The organism is Pantoea sp. 1.19 (genome assembly GCF_001922585.1).
Lineage (GTDB): Bacteria > Pseudomonadota > Gammaproteobacteria > Enterobacterales > Enterobacteriaceae > 1-19.
Map to the genome: position 1 here is coordinate 218,040 of NZ_MRBS01000005.1, position 26,896 is coordinate 244,935.

At 59.5% G+C, this 26,896-nt stretch carries 28 protein-coding genes; 21 read left to right on the forward strand and 7 right to left on the reverse strand.

Going from position 1 to position 26,896, the window contains the following annotated elements; translation table 11 throughout:
• Positions 1-10: 10 nt before the first annotated feature.
• From aroK to BS626_RS11690, 8 genes are all read left to right on the forward strand, one after another.
• A complete protein-coding gene (gene aroK / locus BS626_RS11655; protein ID WP_075182563.1) occupies positions 11-532 on the forward strand; it encodes a shikimate kinase AroK in 522 nt (173 codons plus the stop codon).
• A gap of 43 nt (positions 533-575) precedes the next feature.
• Positions 576-1,664: a 3-dehydroquinate synthase gene (gene aroB, locus BS626_RS11660; RefSeq protein ID WP_075182564.1), complete on the forward strand. Its 1,089-nt coding sequence runs from the start codon at positions 576-578 to the stop codon at positions 1,662-1,664.
• Positions 1,665-1,732: 68 nt separating this feature from the next.
• Positions 1,733-2,716: an SPOR domain-containing protein gene (locus BS626_RS11665; RefSeq protein WP_075182565.1), complete on the forward strand. Its 984-nt coding sequence runs from the start codon at positions 1,733-1,735 to the stop codon at positions 2,714-2,716.
• Between the two features lie 117 nt (positions 2,717-2,833).
• Positions 2,834-3,658: an adenine-specific DNA-methyltransferase gene (dam, locus tag BS626_RS11670; protein WP_075182566.1), complete on the forward strand. Its 825-nt coding sequence runs from the start codon at positions 2,834-2,836 to the stop codon at positions 3,656-3,658.
• Positions 3,659-3,702: 44 nt separating this feature from the next.
• Entirely contained in the window at positions 3,703-4,389 is a 687-nt protein-coding gene (gene rpe, locus BS626_RS11675) for a ribulose-phosphate 3-epimerase (protein WP_075182567.1), read from the forward strand.
• Positions 4,373-5,089 (forward strand): phosphoglycolate phosphatase, encoded by a 717-nt coding sequence (locus BS626_RS11680; protein WP_075182568.1) that lies wholly within the window; start codon positions 4,373-4,375, stop codon positions 5,087-5,089. Before rpe ends, BS626_RS11680 begins: the two co-directional genes overlap by 17 nt.
• Positions 5,067-6,074, forward strand: coding sequence for a tryptophan--tRNA ligase (trpS, locus tag BS626_RS11685; protein ID WP_075182569.1), 1,008 nt, complete (start codon positions 5,067-5,069; stop codon positions 6,072-6,074). The genes BS626_RS11680 and trpS overlap by 23 nt, the downstream gene beginning before the upstream one ends.
• Before the next feature lie 136 nt (positions 6,075-6,210).
• Positions 6,211-7,494, forward strand: coding sequence for a cytosine deaminase (locus tag BS626_RS11690; protein WP_075182570.1), 1,284 nt, complete (start codon positions 6,211-6,213; stop codon positions 7,492-7,494).
• A 24-nt stretch (positions 7,495-7,518) separates the two neighbouring features.
• Here BS626_RS11690 and tsgA read toward each other — a convergent pair whose 3' ends face one another.
• The gene (gene tsgA / locus BS626_RS11695; protein WP_075182571.1) at positions 7,519-8,697 is read right to left on the reverse strand and encodes an MFS transporter TsgA; all 1,179 of its coding nucleotides are present in this window, start codon (positions 8,695-8,697) and stop codon (positions 7,519-7,521) included.
• A 276-nt stretch (positions 8,698-8,973) separates the two neighbouring features.
• Between tsgA and ppiA the strand changes: the two genes are divergently transcribed.
• From ppiA to BS626_RS11720, 5 genes are all read left to right on the forward strand, one after another.
• Positions 8,974-9,546 carry a peptidylprolyl isomerase A gene (gene ppiA, locus BS626_RS11700; RefSeq protein ID WP_075182572.1) on the forward strand — a complete coding sequence of 191 codons (573 nt, stop codon included), beginning with the start codon at positions 8,974-8,976 and terminating at the stop codon, positions 9,544-9,546.
• Between the two features lie 107 nt (positions 9,547-9,653).
• Entirely contained in the window at positions 9,654-9,824 is a 171-nt protein-coding gene (locus BS626_RS11705) for a YhfG family protein (RefSeq protein ID WP_075182573.1), read from the forward strand.
• Positions 9,814-10,413, forward strand: coding sequence for a putative adenosine monophosphate-protein transferase Fic (locus BS626_RS11710; protein ID WP_075182574.1), 600 nt, complete (start codon positions 9,814-9,816; stop codon positions 10,411-10,413). Before BS626_RS11705 ends, BS626_RS11710 begins: the two co-directional genes overlap by 11 nt.
• Before the next feature lie 31 nt (positions 10,414-10,444).
• Positions 10,445-11,029: an aminodeoxychorismate/anthranilate synthase component II gene (locus BS626_RS11715; protein ID WP_075182575.1), complete on the forward strand. Its 585-nt coding sequence runs from the start codon at positions 10,445-10,447 to the stop codon at positions 11,027-11,029.
• Positions 11,030-11,097: 68 nt separating this feature from the next.
• Complete coding sequence (locus BS626_RS11720) at positions 11,098-12,318, forward strand: aspartate aminotransferase family protein (RefSeq protein WP_075182576.1); 1,221 nt, start codon at positions 11,098-11,100, stop codon at positions 12,316-12,318.
• Positions 12,319-12,321: 3 nt separating this feature from the next.
• On the opposite strand, the gene BS626_RS11725 is transcribed toward BS626_RS11720, so the two are convergent.
• Both BS626_RS11725 and crp read right to left on the reverse strand, forming a co-directional pair.
• Complete coding sequence (locus BS626_RS11725) at positions 12,322-14,409, reverse strand: YccS/YhfK family putative transporter (RefSeq protein ID WP_075182577.1); 2,088 nt, start codon at positions 14,407-14,409, stop codon at positions 12,322-12,324.
• A 56-nt stretch (positions 14,410-14,465) separates the two neighbouring features.
• A complete protein-coding gene (gene crp, locus BS626_RS11730; protein ID WP_000242755.1) occupies positions 14,466-15,098 on the reverse strand; it encodes a cAMP-activated global transcriptional regulator CRP in 633 nt (210 codons plus the stop codon).
• Between the two features lie 308 nt (positions 15,099-15,406).
• On the opposite strand from crp, the gene BS626_RS11735 reads away from it, so the two are divergent.
• Entirely contained in the window at positions 15,407-15,838 is a 432-nt protein-coding gene (locus BS626_RS11735) for an OsmC family protein (protein WP_075182578.1), read from the forward strand.
• On the opposite strand, the gene BS626_RS11740 is transcribed toward BS626_RS11735, so the two are convergent.
• From BS626_RS11740 to BS626_RS11750, 3 genes are all read right to left on the reverse strand, one after another.
• On the reverse strand, positions 15,831-16,700 hold the full coding sequence (locus tag BS626_RS11740; protein ID WP_075182579.1) for a phosphoribulokinase: 870 nt from the start codon (positions 16,698-16,700) through the stop codon (positions 15,831-15,833). The two genes, BS626_RS11735 and BS626_RS11740, sit on opposite strands and share 8 nt — an antisense overlap.
• Before the next feature lie 64 nt (positions 16,701-16,764).
• Entirely contained in the window at positions 16,765-16,983 is a 219-nt protein-coding gene (locus tag BS626_RS11745; RefSeq protein ID WP_075182580.1) for a YheU family protein, read from the reverse strand.
• Complete coding sequence (locus tag BS626_RS11750) at positions 16,984-17,997, reverse strand: hydrolase (RefSeq protein ID WP_075182581.1); 1,014 nt, start codon at positions 17,995-17,997, stop codon at positions 16,984-16,986.
• Positions 17,998-18,054: 57 nt separating this feature from the next.
• Between BS626_RS11750 and BS626_RS11755 the strand changes: the two genes are divergently transcribed.
• The 5 genes from BS626_RS11755 to tauD all read left to right on the forward strand — a co-directional run bounded on the left by BS626_RS11755 (position 18,055) and on the right by tauD (position 22,451).
• Positions 18,055-18,657, forward strand: coding sequence for a LysE family translocator (locus tag BS626_RS11755; protein WP_075182582.1), 603 nt, complete (start codon positions 18,055-18,057; stop codon positions 18,655-18,657).
• Positions 18,658-19,036: 379 nt separating this feature from the next.
• Entirely contained in the window at positions 19,037-20,026 is a 990-nt protein-coding gene (gene tauA / locus BS626_RS11760) for a taurine ABC transporter substrate-binding protein (RefSeq protein ID WP_075182583.1), read from the forward strand.
• Positions 20,027-20,794 carry a taurine ABC transporter ATP-binding subunit gene (tauB, locus tag BS626_RS11765; RefSeq protein ID WP_075182584.1) on the forward strand — a complete coding sequence of 256 codons (768 nt, stop codon included), beginning with the start codon at positions 20,027-20,029 and terminating at the stop codon, positions 20,792-20,794.
• Positions 20,791-21,612, forward strand: coding sequence for a taurine ABC transporter permease TauC (tauC, locus tag BS626_RS11770; RefSeq protein WP_075182585.1), 822 nt, complete (start codon positions 20,791-20,793; stop codon positions 21,610-21,612). The genes tauB and tauC overlap by 4 nt, the downstream gene beginning before the upstream one ends.
• Positions 21,612-22,451, forward strand: coding sequence for a taurine dioxygenase (tauD, locus tag BS626_RS11775; RefSeq protein ID WP_075182586.1), 840 nt, complete (start codon positions 21,612-21,614; stop codon positions 22,449-22,451). The genes tauC and tauD overlap by 1 nt, the downstream gene beginning before the upstream one ends.
• A 17-nt stretch (positions 22,452-22,468) precedes the next feature.
• Here the strand turns inward: tauD and BS626_RS11780 are convergent, their stop codons facing one another.
• Positions 22,469-24,373: an ABC transporter ATP-binding protein gene (locus tag BS626_RS11780; RefSeq protein ID WP_075182587.1), complete on the reverse strand. Its 1,905-nt coding sequence runs from the start codon at positions 24,371-24,373 to the stop codon at positions 22,469-22,471.
• A gap of 125 nt (positions 24,374-24,498) precedes the next feature.
• On the opposite strand from BS626_RS11780, the gene kefG reads away from it, so the two are divergent.
• Both kefG and kefB read left to right on the forward strand, forming a co-directional pair.
• Positions 24,499-25,050: a glutathione-regulated potassium-efflux system ancillary protein KefG gene (kefG, locus tag BS626_RS11785; protein WP_075182588.1), complete on the forward strand. Its 552-nt coding sequence runs from the start codon at positions 24,499-24,501 to the stop codon at positions 25,048-25,050.
• Entirely contained in the window at positions 25,051-26,892 is a 1,842-nt protein-coding gene (gene kefB / locus BS626_RS11790) for a glutathione-regulated potassium-efflux system protein KefB (RefSeq protein WP_075182589.1), read from the forward strand.
• Positions 26,893-26,896 lie beyond the last annotated feature (4 nt).

Genomic DNA, 26,896 nt, shown 5'->3' on the forward strand with positions numbered 1-26,896 from the left:
TACCGAAAAAATGGCAGAGAAACGCAATATCTTTCTGGTTGGACCCATGGGTGCCGGCAAAAGCACTATTGGTCGTCAGTTAGCTCAACAACTCAATATGGAGTTTTTCGATTCCGATCAAGAAATTGAGCGACGCACCGGAGCTGATGTGGGCTGGGTGTTTGATGTCGAAGGCGAGGCTGGCTTTCGCGATCGTGAAGAAAAAATCATCAATGAACTCACCGAAAAGCAGGGCATCGTGCTGGCGACCGGCGGCGGCTCTGTAAAGTCCCGCGAAACGCGCAACCGTCTCTCCGCCCGAGGTGTCGTGGTGTATCTGGAAACCACCATTGAGAAGCAGCTGGCCCGTACGCAGCGTGACAAAAAGCGCCCGCTATTGCAGGTGGAAAGTCCGCCGCGTGAGGTGCTGGAAGCGTTGGCTGACGAACGCAATCCGCTCTACGAAGAGATTGCTGATGTTACCATCCGCACTGACGATCAGAGCGCCAAAGTGGTGGCAAACCAAATCATTACCCTGCTGGAAAAACGCTGAGCCCAGCGCTCTCCGGCATAACGCACAGAGGGTCGTCCACGATATGGAAAGCATTACCGTTTCATTGGGAGATCGCAGTTACCCTATCACCATCGCTGCCGGATTGTTTCAGGATCCGGCTTCTTTTTGGCCGTTAACAGCGGGCGATAATGTCATGGTGGTAACCAACGAGACGCTGGCTCCGCGCTATCTTGAGGCGCTGCGGGCCACCCTCACCGGTGCGGGTATCCGGGTGGATCAGGTGATCTTGCCGGATGGAGAGCAGTTTAAAACGCTGGCGGTGATGGATCAGATCTTTACCGCGCTGCTGCAAAAACCGCACGGGCGCGATACTACGCTGCTGGCGTTGGGCGGCGGGGTGATCGGGGACATGACCGGTTTTGCGGCGGCCTGCTATCAGCGCGGCGTGCGTTTTATTCAGGTACCCACCACGCTGTTGTCACAGGTCGACTCCTCCGTGGGGGGAAAAACCGCCGTTAACCATCCGCTCGGCAAAAACATGATCGGGGCATTTTACCAGCCGGCCTCGGTGGTGATCGATCTCGATTGCCTGAAAACCCTGCCGCCGCGCGAGCTGGCTTCCGGTCTGGCAGAGGTTATCAAATACGGCATTATCCTCGATGATACTTTTTTCAGCTGGCTGGAAGCTAATCTGGATGCGCTGCTGGCGTTAGATACGGTCGCGCTGGCCTGGTGTATTCGCCGCTGCTGCGAGCTGAAAGCCCAGGTGGTGGCCGCGGATGAGCGGGAAACCGGCCTGCGGGCGCTGCTTAATCTCGGCCATACGTTTGGTCACGCCATTGAAGCCGAAATGGGTTATGGCAACTGGCTGCACGGCGAAGCCGTTGCCGCCGGGATGGTGATGGCCGCCCGCACCGCTGAGCGACTCGGTCAGTGTAGCCCTGAGCAAACCGCCCGTATTATGGCGCTGCTAACGCGCGCGGGTTTACCGGTAAGCGGCCCGGCGGGTATGACGCCTGAGGCGTTTTTGCCACACATGCTGCGTGATAAAAAGGTGTTGGCCGGCGAGCTGCGGCTGGTGCTGCCGCGCAATATTGGCGATGCGGAAGTGCGCGCTGGCGTGCCGCATGCTATTGTTTTAGCCGCGATTGCTGATTGTCTGTCGCAGTGAAAACTCTGATAAACGTTCAGGATTGTCCACGATATGAGGGCGGTCATGCCGCAGAGGGGAGGGATTAAATGGATGAATTTAAACCGGAAGATGAATTAAAAGCTGACAGCAGCGATCGTCGCCCTGCGCGTGCCCGTCGCCCGGCGAGCACGCCGAAAGTACCGGTATCACGCCAGCATCTGATGATGGGTGTGGGCATCCTGGTGCTGTTACTGTTGGTCATTGGCCTGGGCTCGGCGCTGAAAGGTCCGGGTGAGACGACGTCCTCTGCCCCGCAAACCGCGGGTAGCAACGCCGGGGAGAAAGCGATTGATCTTTCCGGCTCCTCTTCTATGAGCCAGAGCCGCGGCGAGACGCCGGCCCCTGCGGCGTCCGCTGAGAATGCCGCGGCGCCGGGTGCGCCGCAGGACATTGCGATGCCGCCGATAGCCTCATCGCCTACCGACGCTCACGCTCAGCCCGTCGTAGAGGATCAGCAGCGGGTGGATCTGCCCGGCGATCTGAATACCGCGCTGAGCAATTCCCCTGACGCGATGGCCAACGTCACGCCCCCTTCAACCCACGCAGGCCTGCCAACCGCACCGGCAACCGTCAGCGCCGCCAGCGGTAAAAGTGAGTCTCTGCAGCCGGTGAAGAAGAACGAAACCGCGGCGCATGCCAGCGCGGCACCTAAACAGACGGCGGCAAAATCTCCCGGTCGCACGCCGACCCGCGAGGCACCGGTGCGCGACGGTAAAACCGCGAGCAGCAAACCGTCCGGCACCGCGGCGGCAGGCGGCAGCCGTGCCGGCGTGCCGTCAGGTAATTATACGCTCCAGTTGAGCAGTGCCTCCCGTGCGGATACGCTGAATGCCTGGGCGAAGAAGCAAAATCTGTCCGGTTACCATGTCTATAAAACCACCCGCAATGGTCAGCCCTGGTATGTGTTGGTGAGTGGGGCGTATGCTACGCCAGCCGAGGCCCGGCGCGCCGCGGCCGCGCTGCCTGCGGACGTGCGAGCACAGAGCCCGTGGGTGAAGCCGGTCAGTCAGGTGAAGAAAGAGTTGCAGTAGTTCAGACAGGTAACGGATCACAGCTGACGGATAGCGGGTTGTATAACCCGCTTTTTGTTAAAAGCGCACAAAGCCGTCGGCGAAGTCCGGCTATAAAGAGAATAAAAGTTACGTTGCATGAAGAAAAATCGCGCTTTTTTAAAGTGGGCCGGTGGCAAATACCCCCTGCTGGACGACATCCGTCGCCACTTGCCGGAGGGTGAGGTCCTGATCGAACCCTTCGTTGGGGCCGGCTCGGTATTCCTGAATACAGATTATGCGCGCTACGTGCTTGCAGACATCAACAGCGATTTAATCAATCTGTATAACATTCTGAAAACCCGGGCGGATGCGTTTATTCGTGAGGCTGCCGGTTACTTCACCGCTGAGACGAATGATGCCGACGTCTTTTATGCCCACCGTCAGGCGTTTAACCGCAGCCGCGATGGCTATCAGCGCGCCCTGCTTTTTTTGTATCTCAATCGTCACTGCTACAACGGGCTCTGTCGTTATAACCTGAGCGGCGAGTTCAACGTCCCCTTTGGTCGCTATGTTCGCCCCTATTTTCCGGCGGCAGAGTTGTATGCCTTTGCGGAAAAAGCGCAGCAGGCGACCTTTGTCTGTGAAGCCTACGATGTTACGCTGAGCAATGCCGCGGACGGATCGGTGGTGTATTGCGATCCACCGTATGCGCCGCTGTCGGCTACGGCGAATTTTACCGCCTATCATACCAACAGTTTTTCACTGCATGAGCAGCAGCACCTGGCGGCGCTGGCGCAAAAACTGTCCGGAGAGCGCCAGATCCCGGTATTGATTTCCAATCACGATACCGCGCTGACGCGGCAATGGTACGCCGGAGCAGAACTGCACGTGGTGTCGGCCCGCCGCTCCATCAGCAGTCGCATTCAGGGTCGCAACCGGGTTGATGAGCTGCTGGCGCTCTATGGCCGCCCGCCGCGTTAACTTGCATTAATCGCTCGCACTGGCGCGCAAACTGGGAGAAACGGATGAAACAATTTTTGATTGCCCCTTCAATTCTGTCGGCAGATTTTGCGCGTCTGGGTGAAGACACCGCCAGAGCGCTGGCAGCGGGCGGGGACGTGGTGCACTTTGATGTGATGGATAATCACTACGTTCCCAATCTGACCATGGGGCCGATGGTGCTGAAAGCCCTGCGTGATTTCGGTATTACCGCGCCTGTTGATGTGCACCTGATGGTCAAACCGGTCGATCGCCTGATTCCCGATTTTGCGAAAGCCGGTGCCAGCTATATCACCTTCCATCCGGAGGCCTCTGAGCACATTGATCGCACATTGCAGCTGATCAAAGAGCACGGCTGTAAAGCGGGGCTGGTGCTCAACCCGGCGACGCCCCTGAACGTGCTGGATTACGTCATGGATAAGCTGGACGTGATCCTGCTGATGTCGGTCAACCCCGGCTTTGGCGGACAATCCTTTATCCCCGGCACCCTGAATAAGCTTCGCGATGTGCGCAAGCGGATTGATGCCAGCGGCTACGATATCCGTCTGGAAGTGGACGGCGGCGTGAAAGTAGAGAATATTGCCGAAATCGCCTCGGCCGGTGCCGATATGTTTGTTGCCGGCTCGGCTATCTTTGGTCAGCCGGACTATAAGACGGTGATTGATCATATGCGGACCGAGCTGGAGAAGTCACGTCATGGCGCCTTTCACTGAGTTACGTGCGCTGGCGTTTGATCTGGATGGGACGCTGGTCGATAGCGCGCCGGGACTGGCCGCCGCGGTCGATCTCGCACTGGCTGAGCAGCAACTGCCTCCCGCGGGTATCGCTCGGGTGGCCACCTGGATTGGCAACGGTGCTGACGTGATGATCGTCCGCGCGCTGAGCTGGGCCCTGGGGCGGGCACCGACCGCCGCCCAGGCGAATACCGCGCGCGCCAGCTTTGATCGGCATTACGCACAGACGGCCGCCGGTGGCAGCAGGCTGTTTCCCGGCGTGAAAACCACGCTAACGACGCTGGCCGGGGCGGGCTGGCCGCTGGCGCTGGTCACCAATAAACCCACGCGGTTTGTCGCGCCGCTGCTGCACGATCTCGGCCTGACCTCGCTGTTTACGCTGGCGATCGGCGGTGATGACGTGCCGGTGAAGAAGCCGCATCCGGCGCCCCTGTTTCTGGTGCTGGGCAGGTTGGGTCTGCTGCCGCGCGAACTGCTGTTCGTCGGTGACTCCCGTAATGATATTCAGGCGGCGCAGGCGGCGGGATGCCCCTGCGTTGGCCTGACCTATGGCTACAACTACGACGAACCGATTGCCGACAGTAGCCCCGACGTTATTTTTGATCACTTCAATCAGCTTTTGCCCGTCGTCGGGCAGTCATTATCAGGACAGAAAAATGAGCAAACCCATCGTATTTAGTGGCGCACAGCCTTCAGGTGAACTGACCATTGGCAACTACATGGGGGCGCTGCGGCAGTGGGTACAGATGCAGGACGATTTCCACTGCATTTACTGTATCGTAGATCTGCACGCGGTCACCGTGCGACAAGATCCGGCGGCGCTGCGCAAGGCGACCCTGGATACGCTGGCGCTGTACCTGGCGTGCGGTATCGATCCCAACAAAAGCACCATTTTTGTCCAGTCACACGTGCCGGAGCATACCCAGCTGGGCTGGCTGCTGAACTGCTACACCTATTTTGGCGAGCTGAGCCGGATGACCCAGTTCAAAGACAAATCGGCGCGTTATGAAGAGAACATCAACGCCGGGCTGTTTGACTACCCGGTGCTGATGGCCGCGGATATTCTGCTGTATCAAACCCAGCAGGTGCCGGTTGGGGAAGATCAGAAGCAGCACCTTGAGCTGAGCCGCGACGTGGCGGCGCGCTTTAACGCCCTGTATGGCGATATCTTCACGGTGCCGGAGCCGTTCATTCCTACATCGGGCGCGCGCGTGATGTCGCTGTTGGAGCCGACGAAGAAAATGTCTAAGTCGGATGATAACCGCAACAACGTCATCACCCTGCTGGAAGATCCGAAATCGGTAGTGAAGAAAATCAAACGCGCAGTGACCGACTCCGATGAGCCGCCGGTGGTGCGCTATGACCTGAAAGAGAAGGCCGGCGTATCCAATCTGCTGGATATTCTCTCCGGCGTGACCGGTAAACCGGTCAGCGAGCTGGAGAAATCCTTTGAAGGCAAGATGTATGGCCACCTGAAAGGTGAAGTGGCCGATGCGGTATCCGAGATGCTGACCGGGCTGCAGACGAGATTTACGCAGTTTCGTAATGACGAGGCCTATCTGGAATCCGTCATGCGCGACGGTGCAGCGAAAGCCCGCGCCCGGGCGCAGGAGACCCTGAAAAAGGTCTACGACGCCGTCGGATTCGTTGCCAGCCCGCTGTAACCCCGCTCACCGCACGTGACGTCGCTGGGCAGACGTCGCGCGCGGTGTATTCCCCCACCGCGGCGTTTCTCTGCGGCATGGCTCGTTAACCTGTGCTAGCGTGAAGGCAACGACTGCCGTTCTGCTGGAGGTTACGATGCCACACCCGCCCGTTCACTGGATTCATCACGCCCGCTTTCCCGGACGGGAAGGCCTATGGCAACTGGCCATCCGCGATGGCCTAATTACGCATATTGGCCCGCAGCCGAAGGGCGCCGCGCAGGCGGATAGCCTTGATGCCGAAGGGGGGCTGGTGCTGCCGCCCTTCGTTGAGCCGCATATTCATCTGGATACCACCCAAACTGCCGGTGAGCCGGCATGGAACCAGTCCGGTACGCTGTTTGAAGGCATTGAGCGCTGGGCCGATCGCAAGGCGCAGCTCAGCCACGAGGATGTGAAAACCCGGGCGATGCAGACCCTGCGCTGGCAGATTGCCAATGGTATCCAGCATGTGCGAACCCACGTCGATGTCTCCGATCCCACGCTGACGGCGCTGAAGGCGATGCTGGAGGTGAAGGAGGCGGTCGCACCGTGGATAGCGCTGCAGATAGTCGCCTTTCCGCAGGAGGGAATTCTCTCTTATCCCGACGGTGCCGCCCTGCTGGAGGAAGCGCTGCGGCTGGGCGCTGACGCGGTGGGCGCAATCCCGCACTTTGAGTTTACCCGTGAGTACGGCGTTGAATCCCTGCATATTGCGTTTGCGCTGGCGCAAAAATACCAGCGTCTGGTAGACGTGCACTGCGATGAGATTGATGATGAGCAGTCGCGCTTCGTTGAAACCGTCGCGGCGCTGGCGCTGCGAGAGGGGATGGGCGCGCGGGTTACCGCCAGCCATACTACGGCGATGCACAGCTATAACGGTGCTTACACCTCGCGCCTGTTTCGCCTGCTGAAACTCTCCGGCATCAACTTTGTCGCCAATCCGCTGGTGAACATTCATCTGCAGGGACGTTTTGATGACTATCCCAAACGGCGCGGTATTACCCGCGTGAAGGAGATGCTGGCGGCCGGAATTAACGTCTGCTTTGGCCATGATGACGTCTTTGACCCTTGGTATCCGCTGGGGACGGCCAATATGTTGCAGGTGCTGCATATGGGGCTGCACGTCTGTCAGCTGATGGGCTATGAACAGATCGATAGCGGATTGGATTTGATTAGCCGCAACAGCGCCCGCACCCTGAATCTGACGGACTATGGGGTGGAAGCGGGACGCCCGGCCAGCCTGATCGTTCTGCCTGCCATCAGCGGATTTGATGCGGTACGCCGCCAGGTGCCGGTGCGCTGGTCGCTGCGGAACGGGCGGGTGATTGCCGCCACGGAGCCGGCGCAAACGCGTATCTGGCTGGCGCAGGAGGAGCGGGTCGATTTCAGCCGCCCGTAGCGTTCACTCCGGGCGGCGGGCCTGTCAGGCCGCTGCGTGGCGGCGATGTTTGGTGACAAAGCCCAGCAGTACGCACATCACAAAGACCACCGCGTACAGCCCGTTCGCCGTCATGAGCGCCGCGTGAGCGCCGGCTTTTTCAACGATCGGTCCGGTGACGACGAAAGTCAGCATGGTGCCGATGGTACCGCAGGTCAGGATACAGTTAACCAGCTTCGGAGAGCTTACCCGGGTTTGCAGCGAGCCCAGGGTGATGATGGTGGTGTAAATCGCGCTGGAGCTGAAGCCGAGCAGCATGATGACCCACTTCAGCTGGCTGGCATCGCGATCGCTTACGAACCAGTACATCAGCAGCGTGGCGGCGCCGGTCAGCACCATCAGAATGCGCTGCAAATCAAAGAAGCGCAGCACCAGGCTAAATACCCACATACCGACCATATAGGCCATCCAGAAGTTGCCAACCAGGCCACCGGCCTGCTGCAGCGTCATCCCGAGGCTGCGGGTGGCGTATTCCGGCACCCAACCAATGAAGCCGAGCTGGCCGAGGATATAGCAGAGGGCGGCGATGGAGAGGAACAGCACGCCCGGGCCCCACTTCTCTCGCGGCTGCGCCACGGCGGCCTGCGGCGCGCTTTTGCCCAGCGCCGGGAAGGTGATAAACAGGGTCAGGATGAAAATCGCCAGATAGATGACGCCGATGCAGACATAGACCCAGTACCAAGGCAAATGGCGCGCCAGCAGCGCTGCGGCAATGATCGGGAAGACGGTGCCGGCCATGCTGAAGAAGGAGTCGGTAAACAGCAGGTAGGCGCCGCGTTTACGTCCCTCATACAGATGGGTAATTAAAAAGGTACCGATCGACATGGTGATGCCGCTGACCACGCCAAAGACAAACATACAGAGAGAGAAGACCGCCAGGCTGTGGCTGCCCATCAGTGCAACCAGCGCGGCCAGCATCAGGACAAAGCCAAAAATCAGCTGACGCTTCAGCGGAATCAGCTCCATCAGCCAGGCGTTCAGGAAGATGGCAATCAGAATGCCGCTGTTGAGAAAGGTAAAGGTATTGCTCATTTGCGAGACCGGCAGTGAGAACCAGGCGGCAATGTCGCCCATGACCATGCCGGTGACAATGACCAGCGCGCCGGTAAGCGCATAAGAGAGGAAGCTGACCCAAGTGAGGCCGATGCGGTTGAAGTTGGTCATCTTGTACCTGTAGTGAGAAAAACGTGCGTTGCGAGAATGGTGCCCGAAAATTCTACCGATAATCGTGATTCAGACCTATTTATTGTGAAACACATTTGTCAGGATTCATGCGAAATGTGATAAGTATCACTAAAATTGCCCAAGCCGCGCGATCGGGTCTTCATAATCTGTAACATCGTCGCAAGGTAAAAAAAGGTAAAAGGCTGGCTCTTATATAACAGCCTCTTTACAATTAATGGCTATTTCGGGCTATTGCCATTCAGAAAGGAACACTTCATGTTGAAACGTACTTTGACCGCGGTCGTGGCCGCTCTGGCTTTCTCCGCCGTTTCACTCCCGGCCAGCGCGGCGAAAGGCGATCCCCACGTGCTGCTGACCACGTCTGCCGGCAACATCGAGCTGGAGCTGAACAGCCAGAAAGCTCCGGTAAGCGTGAAAAATTTTGTGGATTACGTGAACAACGGTTTCTATAACAACACCACGTTCCACCGCGTGATCCCCGGATTTATGATTCAGGGCGGCGGCTTCACCACGGATATGCAGCAAAAGCCCACCGGTGCGCCGATCAAAAACGAGGCCGATAATGGTCTGCTGAATAAGCGCGGCACCATCTCGATGGCGCGTACCGCTGAAAAAGACAGCGCCACCAGTCAGTTCTTTATCAACGTGGCGGATAACGCGTTTCTCGACCACGGCCAGCGTGACTTTGGCTACGCTGTGTTTGGTAAAGTGGTAAAAGGCATGGACGTGGCGGACAAGATTGCCCAGACTCAGACGCAAAACGTCGGGCCGTTCCAGAATGTGCCGGTGAAACCGATCGTGATTCTCTCTGCGAAAGTCCTGCCCTGATCCTCCCGCCGCGTCTTATCGGGCGCGGCAGCGTCTCCCCCTCTCCGGCAAAATCGTCATGGCTCATTATACTAAGGGCTACACTCCGAAAATACCGGGAGGCACCGATGGCCCGAACTCTGACCGACAAACAGAAAGCGACGCTGTGGCAACAGCGTCGCATGCACAGTTTCCAGGCCAGCTGCCGGCTGGATGGGATCAGTATTGTACCGGTGACGCTGGATGACGCGGCGCTCCCGGCCCGCCTGATGGCGTTAAGGAGGCACTATGAGCGCTAATGCGATGAGTGCGCACGATCCTTACTACTGGCAGGACATTCAGGTTTTAAAAAATCGCCTGAATATCCGTGAGGCGCAGCGGCTGGCGGAAGCGGAGGGCGCATTAACCACGCTGCGCCTTGCCCAGCTGCCCCTCGGTCCGCTGGAGCCGGGGCTGCCCCATTTGTGCGCCATTCACCGGGCGCTGTTTCAGGATCTTTACGACTGGGCCGGCAAAATGCGGCAGGTAGACCTCTACCTCGACGATACGCCGTTTTGTCATTTTGAGTATCTGGAGAAGCAGGGTAATACACTGATGCGCCAGCTGGCCGACGAGGGATACCTGGCCGGGCTGCCCGTGGAAAAACTGGCCGCCCGACTGGCCCACTATTACTGCGAGCTGAATATGCTGCATCCGTTCCGCGATGGAAACGGCCGCGCGCTGCGCATTTTTGTTGAGCAGCTGCTGATCCATCGCGGTTACCAGGTGGACTGGGCACCTATCGAACGCAGCGACTGGATCGCCGCCAATCGCGCCGGAGCCAGCGGCGATCTCAGCGGATTAACCGGCCTCTTTCGCAAAGTGGTGAGTGAGCTGGAGTCCGCGTAGAATAGCGGCCTGGCGTCTTTTCGGATTTCCCATGCTGCTGATTATTGATAACTACGACTCTTTCACCTGGAATCTCTACCAGTACTTTTGTGAGCTGGGCGCTACGGTGCGCGTGGTGCGCAACGATGAAATCGCGCTGGCCGCCATCGAGGCCCTCGCCCCCAGTCATCTGGTGATTTCGCCCGGCCCTTGTACGCCGAACGAATCGGGCATTTCGCTGGCGGCTATTCGCCACTTCGCCGGGCGCATCCCGATCCTCGGCGTCTGTTTGGGGCACCAGGCTATCGCACAGGTTTTCGGTGGTGAGGTGGTGCGCGCGCGCGAGGTGATGCACGGCAAAGTGTCGCCGGTGGTTCATACCGGTCGCGGCGTGTTTCGCGGCCTGAATCAGCCGCTGAATGTGACCCGCTATCACTCCCTGATTGTGGCGCGAGACTCCCTGCCCGCAGAGTTTGACGTGACGGCCTGGACCGTGCGTGATGGCGAGCCGGATGAAATCATGGGCTTTCGTCATCGCACGCTGCCGCTGGAAGGTGTGCAGTTTCACCCCGAAAGTATCCTCAGTGAACAGGGGCACCAGCTGCTGGCAAATTTCCTTCATCGTGAATTGATTTGATTTTTTATGCATATTTGTTGATTATATTTTCACATCAGCGGTAGAGAAAAATTTCAGTGAGGTGGGAAATGGCGGCAGAAAAAATGGCGGTGACGCGGGAAACCTTTGACGAGGTGATTGTACCGGTTTATGCACCTGCCCAGTGCGTGCCCGTAAAAGGTAAAGGCAGCCGACTGTGGGATCAGCAGGGCAATGAGTACATCGATTTTGCCGGCGGCATCGCGGTGACGGCGCTCGGTCATTGCCATCCGGCGCTGGTGGCGGCGCTGCACGCGCAAAGTGAAGCGCTGTGGCACGTCAGCAATGTCTTTACCAATGAACCCGCCCTGCGTCTGGCCACGCGCCTGACCCAGGCCACCTTTGCCGATCGGGTCTTTTTTGCCAACAGCGGCGCGGAAGCCAATGAGGCGGCGTTTAAGCTGGCGCGCTATTATGCGTCGAACATCCACTCGCCGTACAAGAGCAAAATCATCGCCTTCCACCACGGGTTTCATGGCCGCACGCTGTTTACCGTTTCCGTCGGCGGACAGCCAAAATATTCCGATGGCTTTGGGCCAAAACCGGCCGATATTGTCCACGTACCCTTTAACGATCTTGATGCGGTCAGGGCGGTGATGGACGATCATACCTGTGCGGTAGTGGTGGAACCGATTCAGGGGGAGGGGGGCGTCACGCCCGCTACGCCAGCATTTATGCAAGGGCTGCGGGCGCTCTGCGATGCCCATCAGGCGCTGCTGGTGGTTGACGAGGTGCAGAGCGGCATGGGCCGCACGGGAAAACTGTTTGCCCATGAACATTACGGCATCCAGCCAGATATTCTGACCACCGCCAAAGCGCTGGGCGGGGGCTTTCCGGTCAGCGCGATGTTGACGACCCACGCGATTGCTCAGGTGATGGCCCCGGGAACCCACGGCACCACCTACGGTGGTAATCCGCTGGCCTGCGCGGTGGCTGAGGCGGCGCTGGATCTGATCAACACCCCGGAAGTGCTGCAGGGCGTCTCCGCGCGTCACCACCAGTTTGTGGAGGCCCTGCAGGCAATCAATGCCCGCTTCGGGCTGTTCAGTGAGATCCGCGGTATGGGGCTGCTGATTGGCGCTGAGCTGACGCCGGCCTGGGCCGGAAAAGCGCGCGATCTGCTTAACGCCGCGACCGCGGAACGCCTGATGATTCTGAACGCCGGGCCAAACGTGCTGCGTCTGGCGCCGTCGCTGGTGATCACACCGCAGGAGATTGCTGAGGGCATGGCGCGCCTGGAGACGGCCATCGGTAAGCTGGTCGCGGCCTGAGACTCAGGCCTGGGGACGACGGCGCAGCGTGCGCTTGAGCCAGCTGCCGTGATGAGGCCGCTGGCTCCACGCCAGTGACGAGATGGTGTGCATGGCGCTGAGGTGGCTAAGGATGCGCTTAACGTGTCGCTCCATGATGGTCATCGGTCCTTCATTCACGTCCGGTCGCGTATCCAGCACGCTGCTGCTGTTGCCACCGGCACCATCGTATTCCAGGCGCTGCTGGCAGCGCTGCAGCGCGATTTCGCACGATTGCAGATAGCCTTCTGCCAGCCGCGGCGTCAGCATGGTATGTTCGCGCGCCAGGATGGTCATCGCGTTGATGTGCTCGACGATATACTGACTGTGGGTGACCCACAGTCGCATGTCCTTCAAATAGTTAGCATCAAAGCCAGGCTCCTGCATCGCCTGATTGAGCGAGTTGAACAGGGCATTATGCGCCTGATTCACCCGGATGCGCTGATACGCCAGTTTTACCGGGTCGTGATCGTCGCTGAGCAGCAGCTGCAGTGCTTCCTGGTCTGCCTCCAGCGCGTCGTGGGCGTTCTGTCGCAGCAGGCCACTCTGCCACTGCGGCCACAGCCAGATCATGCCGCCAAAGGCAATCACGCAGCCCATCACCGTATCCAGCAGCCGCGGCAGCAAAAACTGTGCGCCGTTCAGCGTCAGCAGCTGCAGGGTGTAGACTGCCGTCACGGTAAAGCCGATGGTGGCCCAGCCATAATACTGGCGAATGAACAGGTAGCTTATCAGCGTGATCGCCAGCATGAGCATCAGTACCCAACTCTCCGGCACCTGCAGGCGCAGCGTGACGGCGGCGACGATCAAGCCGGCCAGCGTGCCCAGTGCGCGGTGCTGGATACGCACGCGGGTGGCGCGGTAGCCGTTCTGGCTGACAAACATTACCGTCATTAGAATCCAGTACGGTTTGGGAATATCAAACAGTTGCGCCAGCTGGCTGGCCACGGCCAGCATGACCGCAAAGCGCGCCGCGGTGCGCAGCGCCGTCGATTTCAGGTTCAGGTAGCTTCTTAGCGCCGGCAACAGCGGCAGGCGGCGCTGGCGGTCCGCCATCAGATCGCGCTGGAACAGCGGCCGCTGGGTTTTTAACACCCGGGCGATGCGGCTGAAGTGGTAGTAGCAGAAGCTGCCAACCGGATTATCGTCGTGCTGGCGCGCAATCTTTTCCAGCGCCTGCAGCGGCTTATCCATCTCAAAGCGCGGCGGAAACTTATGATAGAGGATGTCATCCGCCAGTTCGCGCAGGCGCGCCGCAATGGTGCGGGCATTCCAGCGGATCACCGCCTCGGCGTGGCTGCGCTCCACCAGCCGCTGCACTTCGTCAGGCTGATGCAGGCTGACCGAGATATGTTCCTGCAGATCCAGCGCCACCTGAAAGGCGCGGGTGAGCCGCTTATAGTGCGTATCGCGGTTGGCTGCCAGCATGTGCATTTGCTGATAGCAGAGGGTAATTAAGTCCACCACCTTTTGCTGCCGGGCCAGCAGCGGCGGCAGGGCTTTTTCCGGATCGGTCAGGTCGGTGAGCAGGCTGTATTTGGCTTCGCAATAGTCCGCCAGCTCGTGATAGAGCAGGCTCAGCGTTTCGCGCATCGGCTGCTCTTTCCAGAGCCAAAACCAGAACCAGTTGAACAGCCCGTACCAAATGGTGCCGAGGATATAGAGCAGCGGTGCTTCCCACACCGGGGCACGACCAATCAGGCTCAGGGTAAAAATGGCGGCGATCAGCGAGGCGGGCAGCAGGCGGGCGTGCAGTGCGCCAATTTCGCCAGTCACGCCAAGTAGCATCGCCATCATAAACAAAATCGCCGGCAGCGGGAGCTGTTCGGCGGTTAGCCACTGCATCAGCAGGCTGCTAAACGCAAACAGGCAGCCTCCGACGATCAGGCGTTTAAAAAAGCGTTTGTGTGGGGTATCGAGGCCGGCAATGTTACAACAGGCGGGGACCAGTGAGAACAGCAGCCCTTTTTGCAGATCGCCCAGCAGCCAGCCTGCCGCCACTGGCAGGCACAGCACCAGCGTTTGGCGCAGAGCGTAGTTGACTTCCGGGTGATAGATAATTCGGCGCCACATGGTGCATCAGCCGTAGAACAGGGCGCGACGGCGAGCCGTCGCGCCGCAGAGCAGAATTAACGCGTACCGTAGACCACGATGGTTTTACCGTGGGCGGAAATCAGATTCTGATCTTCCAGCATTTTCAGAATACGGCCAACGGTCTCGCGGGAACAGCCGACGATTTGGCCAATTTCCTGCCGGGTGATTTTAATCTGCATTCCATCCGGGTGGGTCATGGCATCCGGTTGTTTTGCCAGATTCAGCAGCGTCTGCGCGATGCGTCCGGTCACGTCCAGGAAGGCGAGGTTACCCACTTTTTCCGACGTGACCTGCAGGCGACGCGCCATTTGCGCGGAGAGGCGCATCAGGATATCGGGATTGACCTGAATCAGCTGGCGGAATTTTTTATAGGAGATCTCCGCCACTTCACAGGCGGTTTTCGCCCGCACCCAGGCACTGCGCTCCTGACCCTCTTCAAACAGGCCAAGTTCGCCAATGAAGTCCCCCTGATTAAGATAAGAGAGGATCATCTCTTTGCCTTCCTCATCCTTAATCAACACGGCGACTGAACCTTTGACGATATAGTAGAGCGTTTCGGCTTTTTCACCCTGGTGAATCAGGGTGCTTTTGGATGGATATTTGTGAATATGGCAATGTGACAGGAACCATTCCAGTGTAGGGTCTGTTTGCGGTTTGCCGAGAACCATTCGCTGTTATCCTCTTATTGTAATCGTGCCCTAAATCAGGGGGATACCCCGTCAGGCGTTGAAATAATCAAGCGTTTCCTGCAGGAAATGACGCGGGCCTCTGGGGTGGCAAGGCTCTTCGTGTCGTCCTGTTTTTTTTATCGTGCGGCAAGCGCAGACAAAAATTATTACAGCCATGGTTGTAGCACAGCTTTCTCTGAGTGTCTCCTGTTGTCTCGCTTCAGCACCCGCAGGGCGGGTCGCAATTGCCGTTTTTTACCAGAAAGCGTAGTCTGAACCGGGATCAAAGCCGCGTTGAGGAGAGAATCATGCAGGCACGCGTGAAGTGGGTAGAGGGGATGACCTTCCTGGGAGAGTCCGCGTCGGGCCACCAGATGGTGATGGACGGTAATTCCGGTGAGAAGGCGCCGAGCCCGATGGAAATGGTGCTGATAGCGGCGGGCGGATGCAGCGCGATTGATGTGGTGTCGATCCTGCAAAAAGGGCGTCACGATGTGACCGACTGCGAGGTAAAACTTACCTCCACGCGCCGCGACGACGCGCCGCGCATTTTTACCGCCATTAACCTGCATTTCATTGTTAGCGGCCGCGCGCTTAAGGAAAGCGCGGTCGCGCGTGCGGTAGCCCTGTCGGCCGACAAGTACTGTTCGGTGGCAATCATGCTGGGTGCCGGAGGCGCCGGCGTGACCGTAACCCACAGTTTTGCCGTCATGGCGGCGGGAGCGGACGCGATCAGCTGATGGTTTTTCCCTCAATCAGGCGCCGCACCAGCGGCGCCATGATAAGCTCCATCGCCAGGCCCATTTTGCCGCCAGGCACCACCAGCGTATTGATATTGGAGATAAACGATCCCTGAATCATCGCCAGCAAATAGGGAAAGTCGATATCGTCGAGACCGCGAAAGTGGATGACCACAAAGCTTTCATCCAGCGACGGGATCCCGCGGGCGGCAAAAGGATTAGAGGTATCCACCGTTGGCACGCGCTGAAAATTAATGTGGGTCCGGGAGAACTGCGGCGTAATGAAATTAATGTAATCCTCCATTGAGCGCACCACAGAATCCATGACCGCTTCGCGGGAATGACCGCGCTCGCTGGTATCTCTGACCAGTTTCTGAATCCACTCAAGATTGACAATCGGTACGACGCCCACCAGCAGATCCACTTTATCCGCCACCTTATTCTGTTGGGTGACGACGCCGCCGTGCAGCCCTTCGTAAAACAGCACATCGGTTGGTTCCGGCAGCGGCTGCCACGGGGTGAAGGTGCCGGGCACTTGATTCCACGGAACCGCCTCATCGTAGGTGTGCAGGTATTTGCGCGACTGCCCTCTGCCGCTGCGGCCATATTCGGCAAAGGTCTCTTCCAGCAGGGAAAAGTCATTGGCTTCCGGGCCAAAGTAGCTGATATGGCGGCCGGCATCGCGGGCCTTACGGATCGCCATATCCATTTCCGGACGGGTGTAGCGGTGGAAGCTGTCGCCCTCAATTTCCGCCGCCCGCAGGTCCAGCTGCTGAAAAATTTTGCGAAAAGCCAGGCTGGTGGTGGTGGTACCGGCACCGCTGGAACCGGTGACGGCAATGACCGGATGTTTGGCAGACATAGCGAACTCCCTGAATGGTTGGCAGGTTCATTGTTAACACGCCTGCCCGACGGGGGCAAATGGGCTAACCGCGAAACGCGCCGCGCGGCATGATGTTGACCGTTTCGTGTAATTCTGACCATACCAGCACCGCCTCGCCGCTCTGCAGCTGGCGACGAACGTCGTCGACTTTTTGCGTTAGCGAGCGCTCTTCCGCCCCGTAATCGGTGCCTTCGCGCAGGACAAACGCCTCAATAACATTTTCCAGCGTTGCCGGATCAATCTGTTGCCAGGGGATAATCATTCAGGACTCCAGCCAGGGCGCGAGCCACTGCGGCACGCGCTGTTCCAGCCACATTTGCGGCTGGCGTAAGGTACCGCCAACAAAGCCCACGTGACCGCCGTGTTCACACAGCTGACACGTGACCTGCGGTGGCAGGGTGCGGGGATCGGGGATCACTGCGTCGGTCATAAAGGGATCGTCTTGCGCATGAATGATCAACAGCGGCTTGCGCACCGCGTGCAAGCGTGGCAGACCGCTGGCGCGTTGATAATAGTCGCTGGCGTCGGCAAAGCCGTGGGCGCGGGCGGTAATGGCATCGTCAAACTGGCGCAGGCGGCGTACGTTACGCAGCTGATGCAGATCCACCGGCAGCGTGCCGGGCCAGGCCAGCAGCTTGCGGCGCGCATTCTGCTTCAATAACCCCAGCAGATAGCGTTGGTAGATCCGCGAGAATCCTTGCTCAAGACGGCGGCTACAGGGCTCCAGCAGCAGCGGGGCCGAGATCACCACTGCTGCCTCCAGCGGGCAGGCGTCGCCCATCTCGGCCAGCAGGCAAGTGAGCATATTACCACCGAGGGACACCCCAACCGCGGCGGTGGGTACCCGTCCCCAGCGGCGCGGCAGCCAGTCGAGAAAGTAGCGTGCATCGCCAGTTTCTCCAGAGTGATAAATGCGCGCGTTACGATTAGGCTCACCGCTGCAGCCGCGAAAATGCATCACCACCCCCAGCCAGCCTCGCTGCTGAAAGGCAGAGAGCAGGCCGTGAGCGTACGGGCTGTGCAGGCTGCCTTCCAGACCATGGAACAGGACAACGCGCGGCTTATGCGCCGCCTGCGCCGGATCCTCACTCCATGCCAGATCGACAAAATCGCCGTCCGGCAGCTCCAGACGCTGCCAGTGCGGATGAAAAGTGACGCGACGGCGCAGCAGGCGCGGAAGTAGCGTTTGCAGATGAGGATTACTGAATCCTCGCAGCGGCACAAATGCGGTGTCGTCGCGCGGCGTAATTATGCGTTGGGGGCTTGTACGATTCATATCACACTGTTAATTTTTTCCGGTTCGCTACCTTTCTGGCGTGGAGATGCCGTATTCATGGAGCTGAGTCTGTTTTTGTCGATGCTGGGTTTTTTGTGGGTCGCCGCCATCACCCCAGGCCCTAATAATATGTTACTTACTGCCTCCGGGGCGAACGTTGGTTTTCTGCGATCTCTGCCGCTGATGATCGGCATCATGATTGGGATGCAAATCGTCCTGCTGCTGGTGGCATTTGGCGTGGGCGGCCTGATTCTCCTCTACCCCGCGCTGCATCTGCTGCTGAAAATCGCCGGCAGCCTCTATCTGCTGTGGCTGGCGTGGAAAATTGCCAGCGCGCCGTTTGAAACCCTGGATACCCCCGGCGCCCCGGCAAAGAGTATGCCGTTCTGGCAAGGCGGCCTGCTACAGGTGATCAATCCCAAAGCCTGGCTGATGGCGCTGGGCGCGGTCGCCAGCTTTAGCCTGGTGGGCGAGGCGTATCGCGGCTCGGTGCTGGCGATCAGCGGCGGTCTGCTGCTGGTGAATCTGGTTGCCGGTATTGCCTGGCTGGGCTTTGGCACGCTGATTGGCCGCCTGTTAGGATCGCCGCGCGCCTGGCGCCTGTTCAATGTGGCGATGGGGCTGCTGACGGCCGCCTGCGTGCTGCTGATCTGGCACTGAGGCGTTTTACACGGTATAAGGGGGAAGTCCGGCGTTCCCGGAGCCGTCCTGCTTCCCGGCTGGCCTCTTCCTCTGTCAACGTCCGCATTGCTCAGACGGGGCGCGGCTGGCAATGGCATCTGACCGTTCATCCTGCGCGGCAGGAAAGGAGAAATCCTGTCCGCGTCTGCTTCTGTTATGGCCTCGGTTACGCATCCTGCGCAAGGTCGTTACGCTTGCCGGATGTCAGCAATCGAATGCGCAATAAGTTCTAAGGATAATTCGGTATAACCGATAAGTTTTAATTCCTTCATTCTGCCCGTCACCGTCGGTACAACTCATCCCATAACAACACGCAGGCCGTAGCCTTACTGGCCACGTTTATCTACCGGGGTGAAGGATGTTAACAGGAAAAATCGCACAATCGTTACTGGCGGCCGCGCTGTCGCTGAGCGCACTGAGTGCGCAGGCGGTGACGGTCACGGTGGCTTATCAAACCTCCGCAGAACCCGCCAAAGTGGCGCAGGCTGACAACACCTTTGCCCGCGAGAGTGGAGCGACGGTGAACTGGCGTAAGTTTGACAGCGGCGCCGGCGTACTGCGCGCGCTGGCCTCCGGGGATGTCCAGATCGGCAATATCGGCTCCAGCCCGCTGGCGATAGCCGCCAGTCAAAAACTGCCGATCGCGGTGTTCCTGCTGGCGTCGCAGCTCGGCAATTCGGAGGCGTTGGTGGTGAAAAATAACCTTTCCTCGCCGCAGGATTTGCGGGGTAAGCGCATCGCCGTGCCGTTTATTTCGACCACTCACTACAGCCTGCTGGCGGCGCTGAAACACTGGGGGATCGACCCAAAACAGGTGCAGATTGTTAATTTGCAGCCGCCGGCGATCGTGGCGGCCTGGCAGCGCGGGGATATCGATGGTGCTTACGTCTGGGCGCCGGCGGTCAATGCGCTGGCGAAAAACGGTCGCGTGCTAACCGACTCGGCACAGGTGGGCAAATGGGGATCGCCGACGCTTGACGTGTGGGTGGTACGCACCGATTTTGCCCGTCAGCATCCGGAGGTGGTCACGGCCTTTGCCCGCAGCGCGCTGGCCGCCCAGCAGGCTTATCTGGCGGATCCCAGCGGCTGGCTGCAGGACCGCACTCACCTTGAAAAGCTGTCGCGGCTGAGCGGCGTACCGATTGAGCAGGTACCGGAGCTGGTCAAGGGCAACACCTATCTGACGGCCCAGCAGCAGGTGGTGCAGCTGGGCCAGCCGGTCAATAAGGCGATCGTGGATACCGCGACCTTCCTGCAGGCGCAGGGCAAAGTGGCGCGGGTCGCTACGGACTACCGCGATTTCGTCACCGATCGCTTTGTTAAACCGCTGGCGCAGCGGGAGGAATAAATGCTGAATCTCTCCCACCTGACGGCGCGCTACGGCCAGCAGCTGGCGCTGAGCGACCTGTCGCTATGCGTCGCATCCGGGGAGCTGCTGGTTGTGCTCGGCCCCTCCGGCTGTGGCAAGACTACGCTGTTGAACCTGATAGCCGGTTTTCAACGGCCAGACAGCGGCACGCTAACGCTGAATGGTCAGCCGATTATGGCGCCCGGCGCCGATCGCGGCGTGGTATTCCAGCATGAAGGACTATTGCCGTGGCGCAGCGTACTGGACAACGTGGCGCTGGGTCTGCAGCTGGCCGGCGTGTCGAAGCCGGCACGCCACCTCAGCGCGCAGCGGATGCTGGCACGCGTCGGGCTGGCCGGCGCCGAACGGAAGGCGGTGTGGCAGCTCTCCGGCGGCCAGCGTCAGCGGGTGGGGATTGCCCGGGCGCTGGTTGCCGATCCGCAACTGCTGCTGCTGGACGAACCTTTCGGCGCACTGGATGCGTTTACGCGCGAACAGATGCAAACGCTGCTGCTGGGGCTGTGGCGCGACAGCGGCAAACAGGTGCTGCTGATCACCCACGATATTGAAGAAGCGGTGTTCCTTGCCTCCGAGCTGATTGTGCTGTCGCCCGGGCCGGGACGCATCGTGGAGCGATTGTCACTGAATTTTGGCCGGCGCGTGGCCGACGGTGAACCTTGCCGCGCGGTGAAGTCCGATCCGGCGTTTATCGCCTGCCGTGAGCACGTATTAGCCCGCGTTTTCCAGCAGCGGGAGGCTTTTGCATGAGTCTGGTTTCTGAAGATAAGCCGACCGCACACGCCGCCCCGCGCCGCCGCCCCTCGCGACAGCGTACCCTGAGCCTGCTTACGCCGATCGCGGTGTGCCTGCTGTGGTGGACGATAACGGCGCGGGGATGGATTGATCCGCTGTTTTTGCCGCCGCCGCAGCAGGTGCTGCACCAGCTGATCACGGTTGCCGGGCCGTCGGGTTTTATGGACGCCACGCTGTGGCAGCATCTGGCGGCCAGCCTGCTGCGCATCGTGTTGGCACTGGTGGCCGCAGTGCTGATTGGGGTGCCGGTAGGGCTGGCGATGGGCCTGAGTCCCACCCTGCGCGGCGTGCTAGATCCGCTGATTGAACTCTACCGACCGGTGCCGCCGCTGGCCTATTTACCGCTGATGGTGATCTGGTTTGGCATCGGCGAAACCGCAAAAATCTTACTGATCTATTTAGCTATTTTTGCACCTGTCGCGCTGGCGACGCTGGCCGGCGTCCGCAGCGCCCGGCAGACGCGGCTGCGCGCTGCTCAATCGCTGGGCGCCAGCCGCTGGCAGGTACTGTGGTATGTGATTCTGCCGGGCGCGCTACCGGAGATGCTGACCGGTATTCGCATCGGGCTGGGGGTCGGCTGGTCGACGCTGGTGGCGGCCGAATTGATCGCCGCCACGCGCGGTCTCGGATTTATGGTGCAATCCGCCGGGGAATTCCTTGCGACGGATGTGGTGCTGGCAGGGATCGCGGTGATAGCCCTGGTAGCCTGTGGTGTAGAACTGGGTCTGCGCGTGCTGCAGCGGCGTCTGACCCCCTGGCATGGAATGGAATAATGAAAGAGAAAATTGTCATTACGCCGCTCGGGCCGCATATCGGTGCGCAGGTGAGCCAGCTGGATCTGCGCCGTCCACTCAGCGACGCACAGTTCGAACAGCTGTACCATGCGCTGCTGCGGCATCAGGTGCTGTTTTTACGTCAGCAGCCGCTGACCCCACTGCAGCAGCGGGCGCTGGCGAGGCGCTTTGGCGATCTGCATATTCATCCGGTTTATCCGCATGCGGAGGGTGTGGAAGAGATTATCGTGCTGGATACCCATAACGATAACCCGCCTGATAACGATAACTGGCATACTGACGTCACGTTTATTAAGACACCGCCCGCCGGCGCGATTCTGGCTGCGAAGCAGCTGCCGCCGAGCGGCGGTGATACGCTGTGGGCTAGCGGCATTGCGGCCTGGCAGGCACTTTCGGCGCCGTTCCAGCAATTACTGAGCGGCCTGCAGGCGGAGCACAGCTTTGCGCACGCTTTTCCGGAGCAGACGTTTCTCGCCACGCCGGAAGAGCATGCACGCTGGCAGCAGGCGGTGAAAAATAACCCTCCGCTGCGGCATCCGGTGGTTCGCACTCACCCGGTGACCGGGAAACGGGCGCTGTTCGTTAATGAAGGCTTCACGACGCGGATAGTGGATCTTAGCGAAAAAGAGAGCCGGGCAATCCTAAACTTTCTGTTTGCCCATATGACAAAACCGGAGTTTCAGGTGCGCTGGCGCTGGCAGCAGGATGACGTGGCGATCTGGGATAACCGGGTGACGCAGCATTATGCGAATGCGGACTATCTGCCCGCGCGGCGCATTATGCACCGCGCGACCATTTTGGGGGATAAGCCGGTGTAGCGGCCACGCGGCGCATATCAGCTATTCAGTAGGGCTTCGAGCTGCTCCTGGGCATCGAGCCACGCCATCTCACACGTTTCCAGCGCGGATTTCGCTTCTGCCTGCGCCTTCAGTACTGCGCTGAGGTCCGCTTTCCGCGCCGGATCATATAGCGCGGTATCGGCCAGTTGGCCCTCGGCCTCGGCCAGTTGGGCTTCGCACTGCGCCATGTGCTTTTCCAGTCTCTCAATCTGCTTACGCAGCGGCTGGCTCTGACTGCGCAATTCCGCCTCGCGCCGTTTTTGCTCTTTCCGCGCCTGAGCGCTGTTAGCGCCGTCGCTTTTGGGCGCCACCTCGCGCTGAGCGTCCTGTTTTTGCCGATCGCTTAGCCACTGCTGATAGTCATCCAGGTCGCCGTTAAATGGCTCGACCTGGCCATCATGGACCAGATAGAGATCATCGGTGGTGCTGCGCAGCAGGTGACGATCGTGCGAGACCACGACCAGCGCGCCATCGAAATCGATCAGGGCTTCGGTGAGCGCCTGACGCATATCGAGATCGAGATGGTTAGTCGGTTCGTCGAGCAGCAGCAGGTTGGGGCGCTGCCAGACGATCAGCGCCAGCACCAGCCGCGCCTTTTCGCCGCCGGAAAAGCGCGCAGTGCGCTCGGTCACTTTATCGCCGCTGAAGCCAAAGCCGCCAAGATAGTCACGCAGCTGCTGTTCGCTCACCTGCGGCGCCAGGCGCGCCAGGTGCTGCAACGGAGAGTCCTCCGCCCGGAGAAACTCTAACTGATGCTGAGCGAAATAGCCGAGTTTGACGCCTTTTGACAGGCCGATATCACCGCGCAGCGGCGGCATCTCGCCGGCCAGCAGCTTGATCAGCGTTGATTTACCGGCGCCGTTGCGTCCCAGCAGGCCGATGCGTGAGCCGGGAACCAGGTTTAGCTTGATGGCCTCAAGGATGACCTTTTCGCCATAACCGGCGCTGACCTTCTCCATGTTCAGTAGCGGGCTGGGCAGGCTTTCCGGCGGACGAAAGCTGAAACTGAACGGGTTGTCCACGTGAGCCGGCGCGATCCGCTCCATACGCTCCAGCATTTTGATTCGGCTTTGCGCCTGTTTAGCTTTGCTGGCTTTGGCTTTGAAGCGATCGATAAAGCTCTGCAGATGCGCAACTTTTTGCTGTTGGCTTTCAAACTGTGACTGCTGCTGCGCCAGCCGGGTGGCGCGTTGCACTTCAAAGGCGCTGTAGTTGCCGGTGTACTCACAGAGCGACTGCTGCTCTATGTGCAGGATTTTATCGACCACCGGATCGAGGAAGTCGCGATCGTGGGAAATCAGAATCAGCGTACCGGGGTAGCTTTTCAGCCAGCGCTCCAGCCAGATGACCGCGTCAAGATCGAGGTGGTTAGTGGGTTCGTCGAGCAGCAGCAGGTCGGAGCGGCACAGCAGCGCCTGCGCCAGGTTAAGGCGCATTCGCCAGCCACCGGAAAAGGCTCGTACGGGCTGCTGTAACTGCTCTTGTGCAAAACCGAGCCCGCTCAGCAGACTGGCGGCGCGGGCGTGAATGCTCCAGGCCTGAATGGCATCCAGCTTGCCGTGCAGGGTGGCGATGGCGTGACCATCATTTTTTTCATTCGCGCGCTGTAATTCGGACTCCAGCTGACGATATTCGCGATCGCCGTCAATAACATACTCTATCGCCGGTACATCGAGGGCGGGCGTCTCCTGATTAACCCAGGCCAGCGCCCAGTTTCCCGGCCAGGTGACGCTGCCGGCATCGGGCGCCAGCTCCTGCTTGAGCAGCGCCAGCAGTGTGGATTTTCCACAGCCGTTTTTTCCCACCAGACCCACTTTTTGGCCCGGGTTGATAGTGGCGGTGGCGTTATCCAACAGAACGTGGGTGCCGCGGCGAATTTGCAGGGAGGAGAAGAGGATCATAAAGCGCCGTATCGTGTTAAATTAATCGTCTTATTCAGAACGTATTCTACGCCTGCGGGCGTAATGAAGTTGCGTCAGCATGGTAGCGAAAAAAAGCTTCCGTGACGACGATTTAAGGGGGAATGATGTCTCAGCCACCAAAGGTGCTGCTGCTGTATGCGCATCCGGAATCACAGGACTCCATCGCCAATCGCGTCCTGCTGCAGGCGGCGCAGCGCTTAAGCCATGTCACCGTACATGACCTGTATGCGCACTATCCGGATTTTTTCATCGACGTGCATCATGAGCAGCAGCTGCTGCGCGAGCACGAGGTGATTGTGTTTCAGCATCCGCTCTATACCTACAGCTGTCCGGCGCTGCTGAAAGAGTGGATGGATCGCGTCCTGTCGCGCGGCTTTGCCAATGGCGCTAACGGCACGGCGCTGGCGGGAAAGTACTGGCGCAGCGTGATCACCACCGGCGAGCCGGAAACGGCCTATCACCAGCACGGGCTGAACCGCTACCCGATGTCGGACATTATGCGTCCGTTTGAGCTGACGGCACAAATGTGCCAAATGCATTGGCTGTCGCCGATGATCATCTACTGGGCGCGCCGCCAGTCTCGTGAGGTGATGCAGCACGCTGCGCGCGCCTACGGCGACTGGCTGGCGTCGCCGTTACCGCTGGGAGGCGCGTAAGTGGAAGGAGATACTTTACTGACCGCGGGCGTGATTTTCCTCTGCGCGGCCGTATTAATGGTGCCGATCGCCTCGCGGTTGGGGATTGGGGCGGTACTCGGTTACCTGCTGGCGGGCATTGCGATTGGCCCCTGGGGGCTGAGCTTTATCAGCGACGTCGACGAGATTTTGCACTTCTCCGAACTGGGGGTAGTGTTTCTGATGTTTATCATCGGGCTGGAGCTGAATCCCGCCAAACTCTGGCAGCTGCGGCGATCGATTTTTGGCGTCGGCGCCGCTCAGGTGTTGCTGAGCGCAGCGGTACTGGGCAGTCTGCTGCTGCTGACGGATTTTGCCTGGCAGGCAGCGCTGATCGGCGGTATCGGCCTCGCGATGTCGTCAACGGCAATGGCGCTGCAGCTGATGCGCGATAAGGGGATGAATCATAACGAATCCGGCCAGCTGGGCTTCTCCGTGTTGCTATTCCAGGATATCGCGGTGATTCCTGCCCTGGCGCTGGTACCGCTGCTGGCCGGCGGTGACAGCGGTCATACTGACTGGATGAAAGTGGGGATGAAGGTGCTGGCGTTTGGCGGCATGCTGGTGGGCGGACGCTACCTGCTGCGGCCCATCTTGCGCTTTATTGCGGCGTCCGGGGTGCGTGAGGTATTCATCGCCGCCTCGCTGCTGCTGGTGCTGGGATCGGCACTGTTTATGAATACGTTGGGTCTGTCGATGGCGCTGGGGACCTTTATTGCCGGGATCCTGCTGGCCGAGAGCGAATACCGCCACGAACTGGAAGTGGCGATTGAACCGTTCAAGGGATTGCTGCTCGGCCTGTTTTTTATTTCGGTCGGGATGGCGCTGAATCTGGGCGTACTGTACACCCACCTGCTGGAGATTGTGATCGGCGTGGTGGCGCTGGTGGCGGTAAAGGCGCTGGTGCTGTATCTGCTGGCGCGGATCTACGGCCTGCGCAGTTCGGAGCGGCTGCAGTTCGGTGCCGTGCTCAGCCAGGGCGGTGAATTTGCCTTTGTGCTGTTTCAGGCGGCGGCCTCGGCGAAGCTGTTTACAGGCGATCAGCTGCCGCTGCTGTTGGTGACCGTCACGCTGTCGATGATGACTACGCCGCTGCTAATGCAGGGCATTGACCGCATTCTGGCGCGGCGGTTTAACGAGCCGGACGGCCATGATGAGAAACCCTGGGTGGAAGACGATAAGCCGCAGGTGATTGTGGTGGGCTTTGGTCGCTTTGGCCAGGTGGTAGGGCGTCTGCTGATGGCCAATAAAAAGCGGATCACCGTGCTGGAACGCGATATCAGTGCCGTGAGCCTGATGCGTAAATACGGTTATAAGGTGTACTATGGCGATGCGACCGAGCTGGAGCTGCTGCGGGCCGCCGGTGCCGATACCGCGCAGTCGATCGTCATTACCTGCAGCGATCCGGAAGATGCGATGACCATTGTTCATCTCTGCCAGCAGCACTTTTCGCATCTGCAAATTCTGGCGCGGGCGCGCGGACGCGTAGAAGCACATGAGCTGCTACAGGCCGGCGTGTCGCAGTTCTCCCGAGAGACCTTCTCCAGTGCGCTGGAGCTGGGACGCAAGACGCTAATGACGCTGGGTATGCATCCGCATCAGGCGTTTCGCGCGCAGCAGCATTTTCGCCGGCTGGACATGCGCATGCTGCGCGAGCTGATGCCGAATCATGACGACAGCGCGCAGATCTCTCGCGTGAAGGAAGCGCGGCGCGAACTGGAAGATATCTTCCAGACTGAGATGCAGCATGAACGGCGGCAAATCGACGACTGGGACGAGCATGATCCGCTGGCAGACCGGGGCACGCCGCCTCTGAAAAGGTAATACG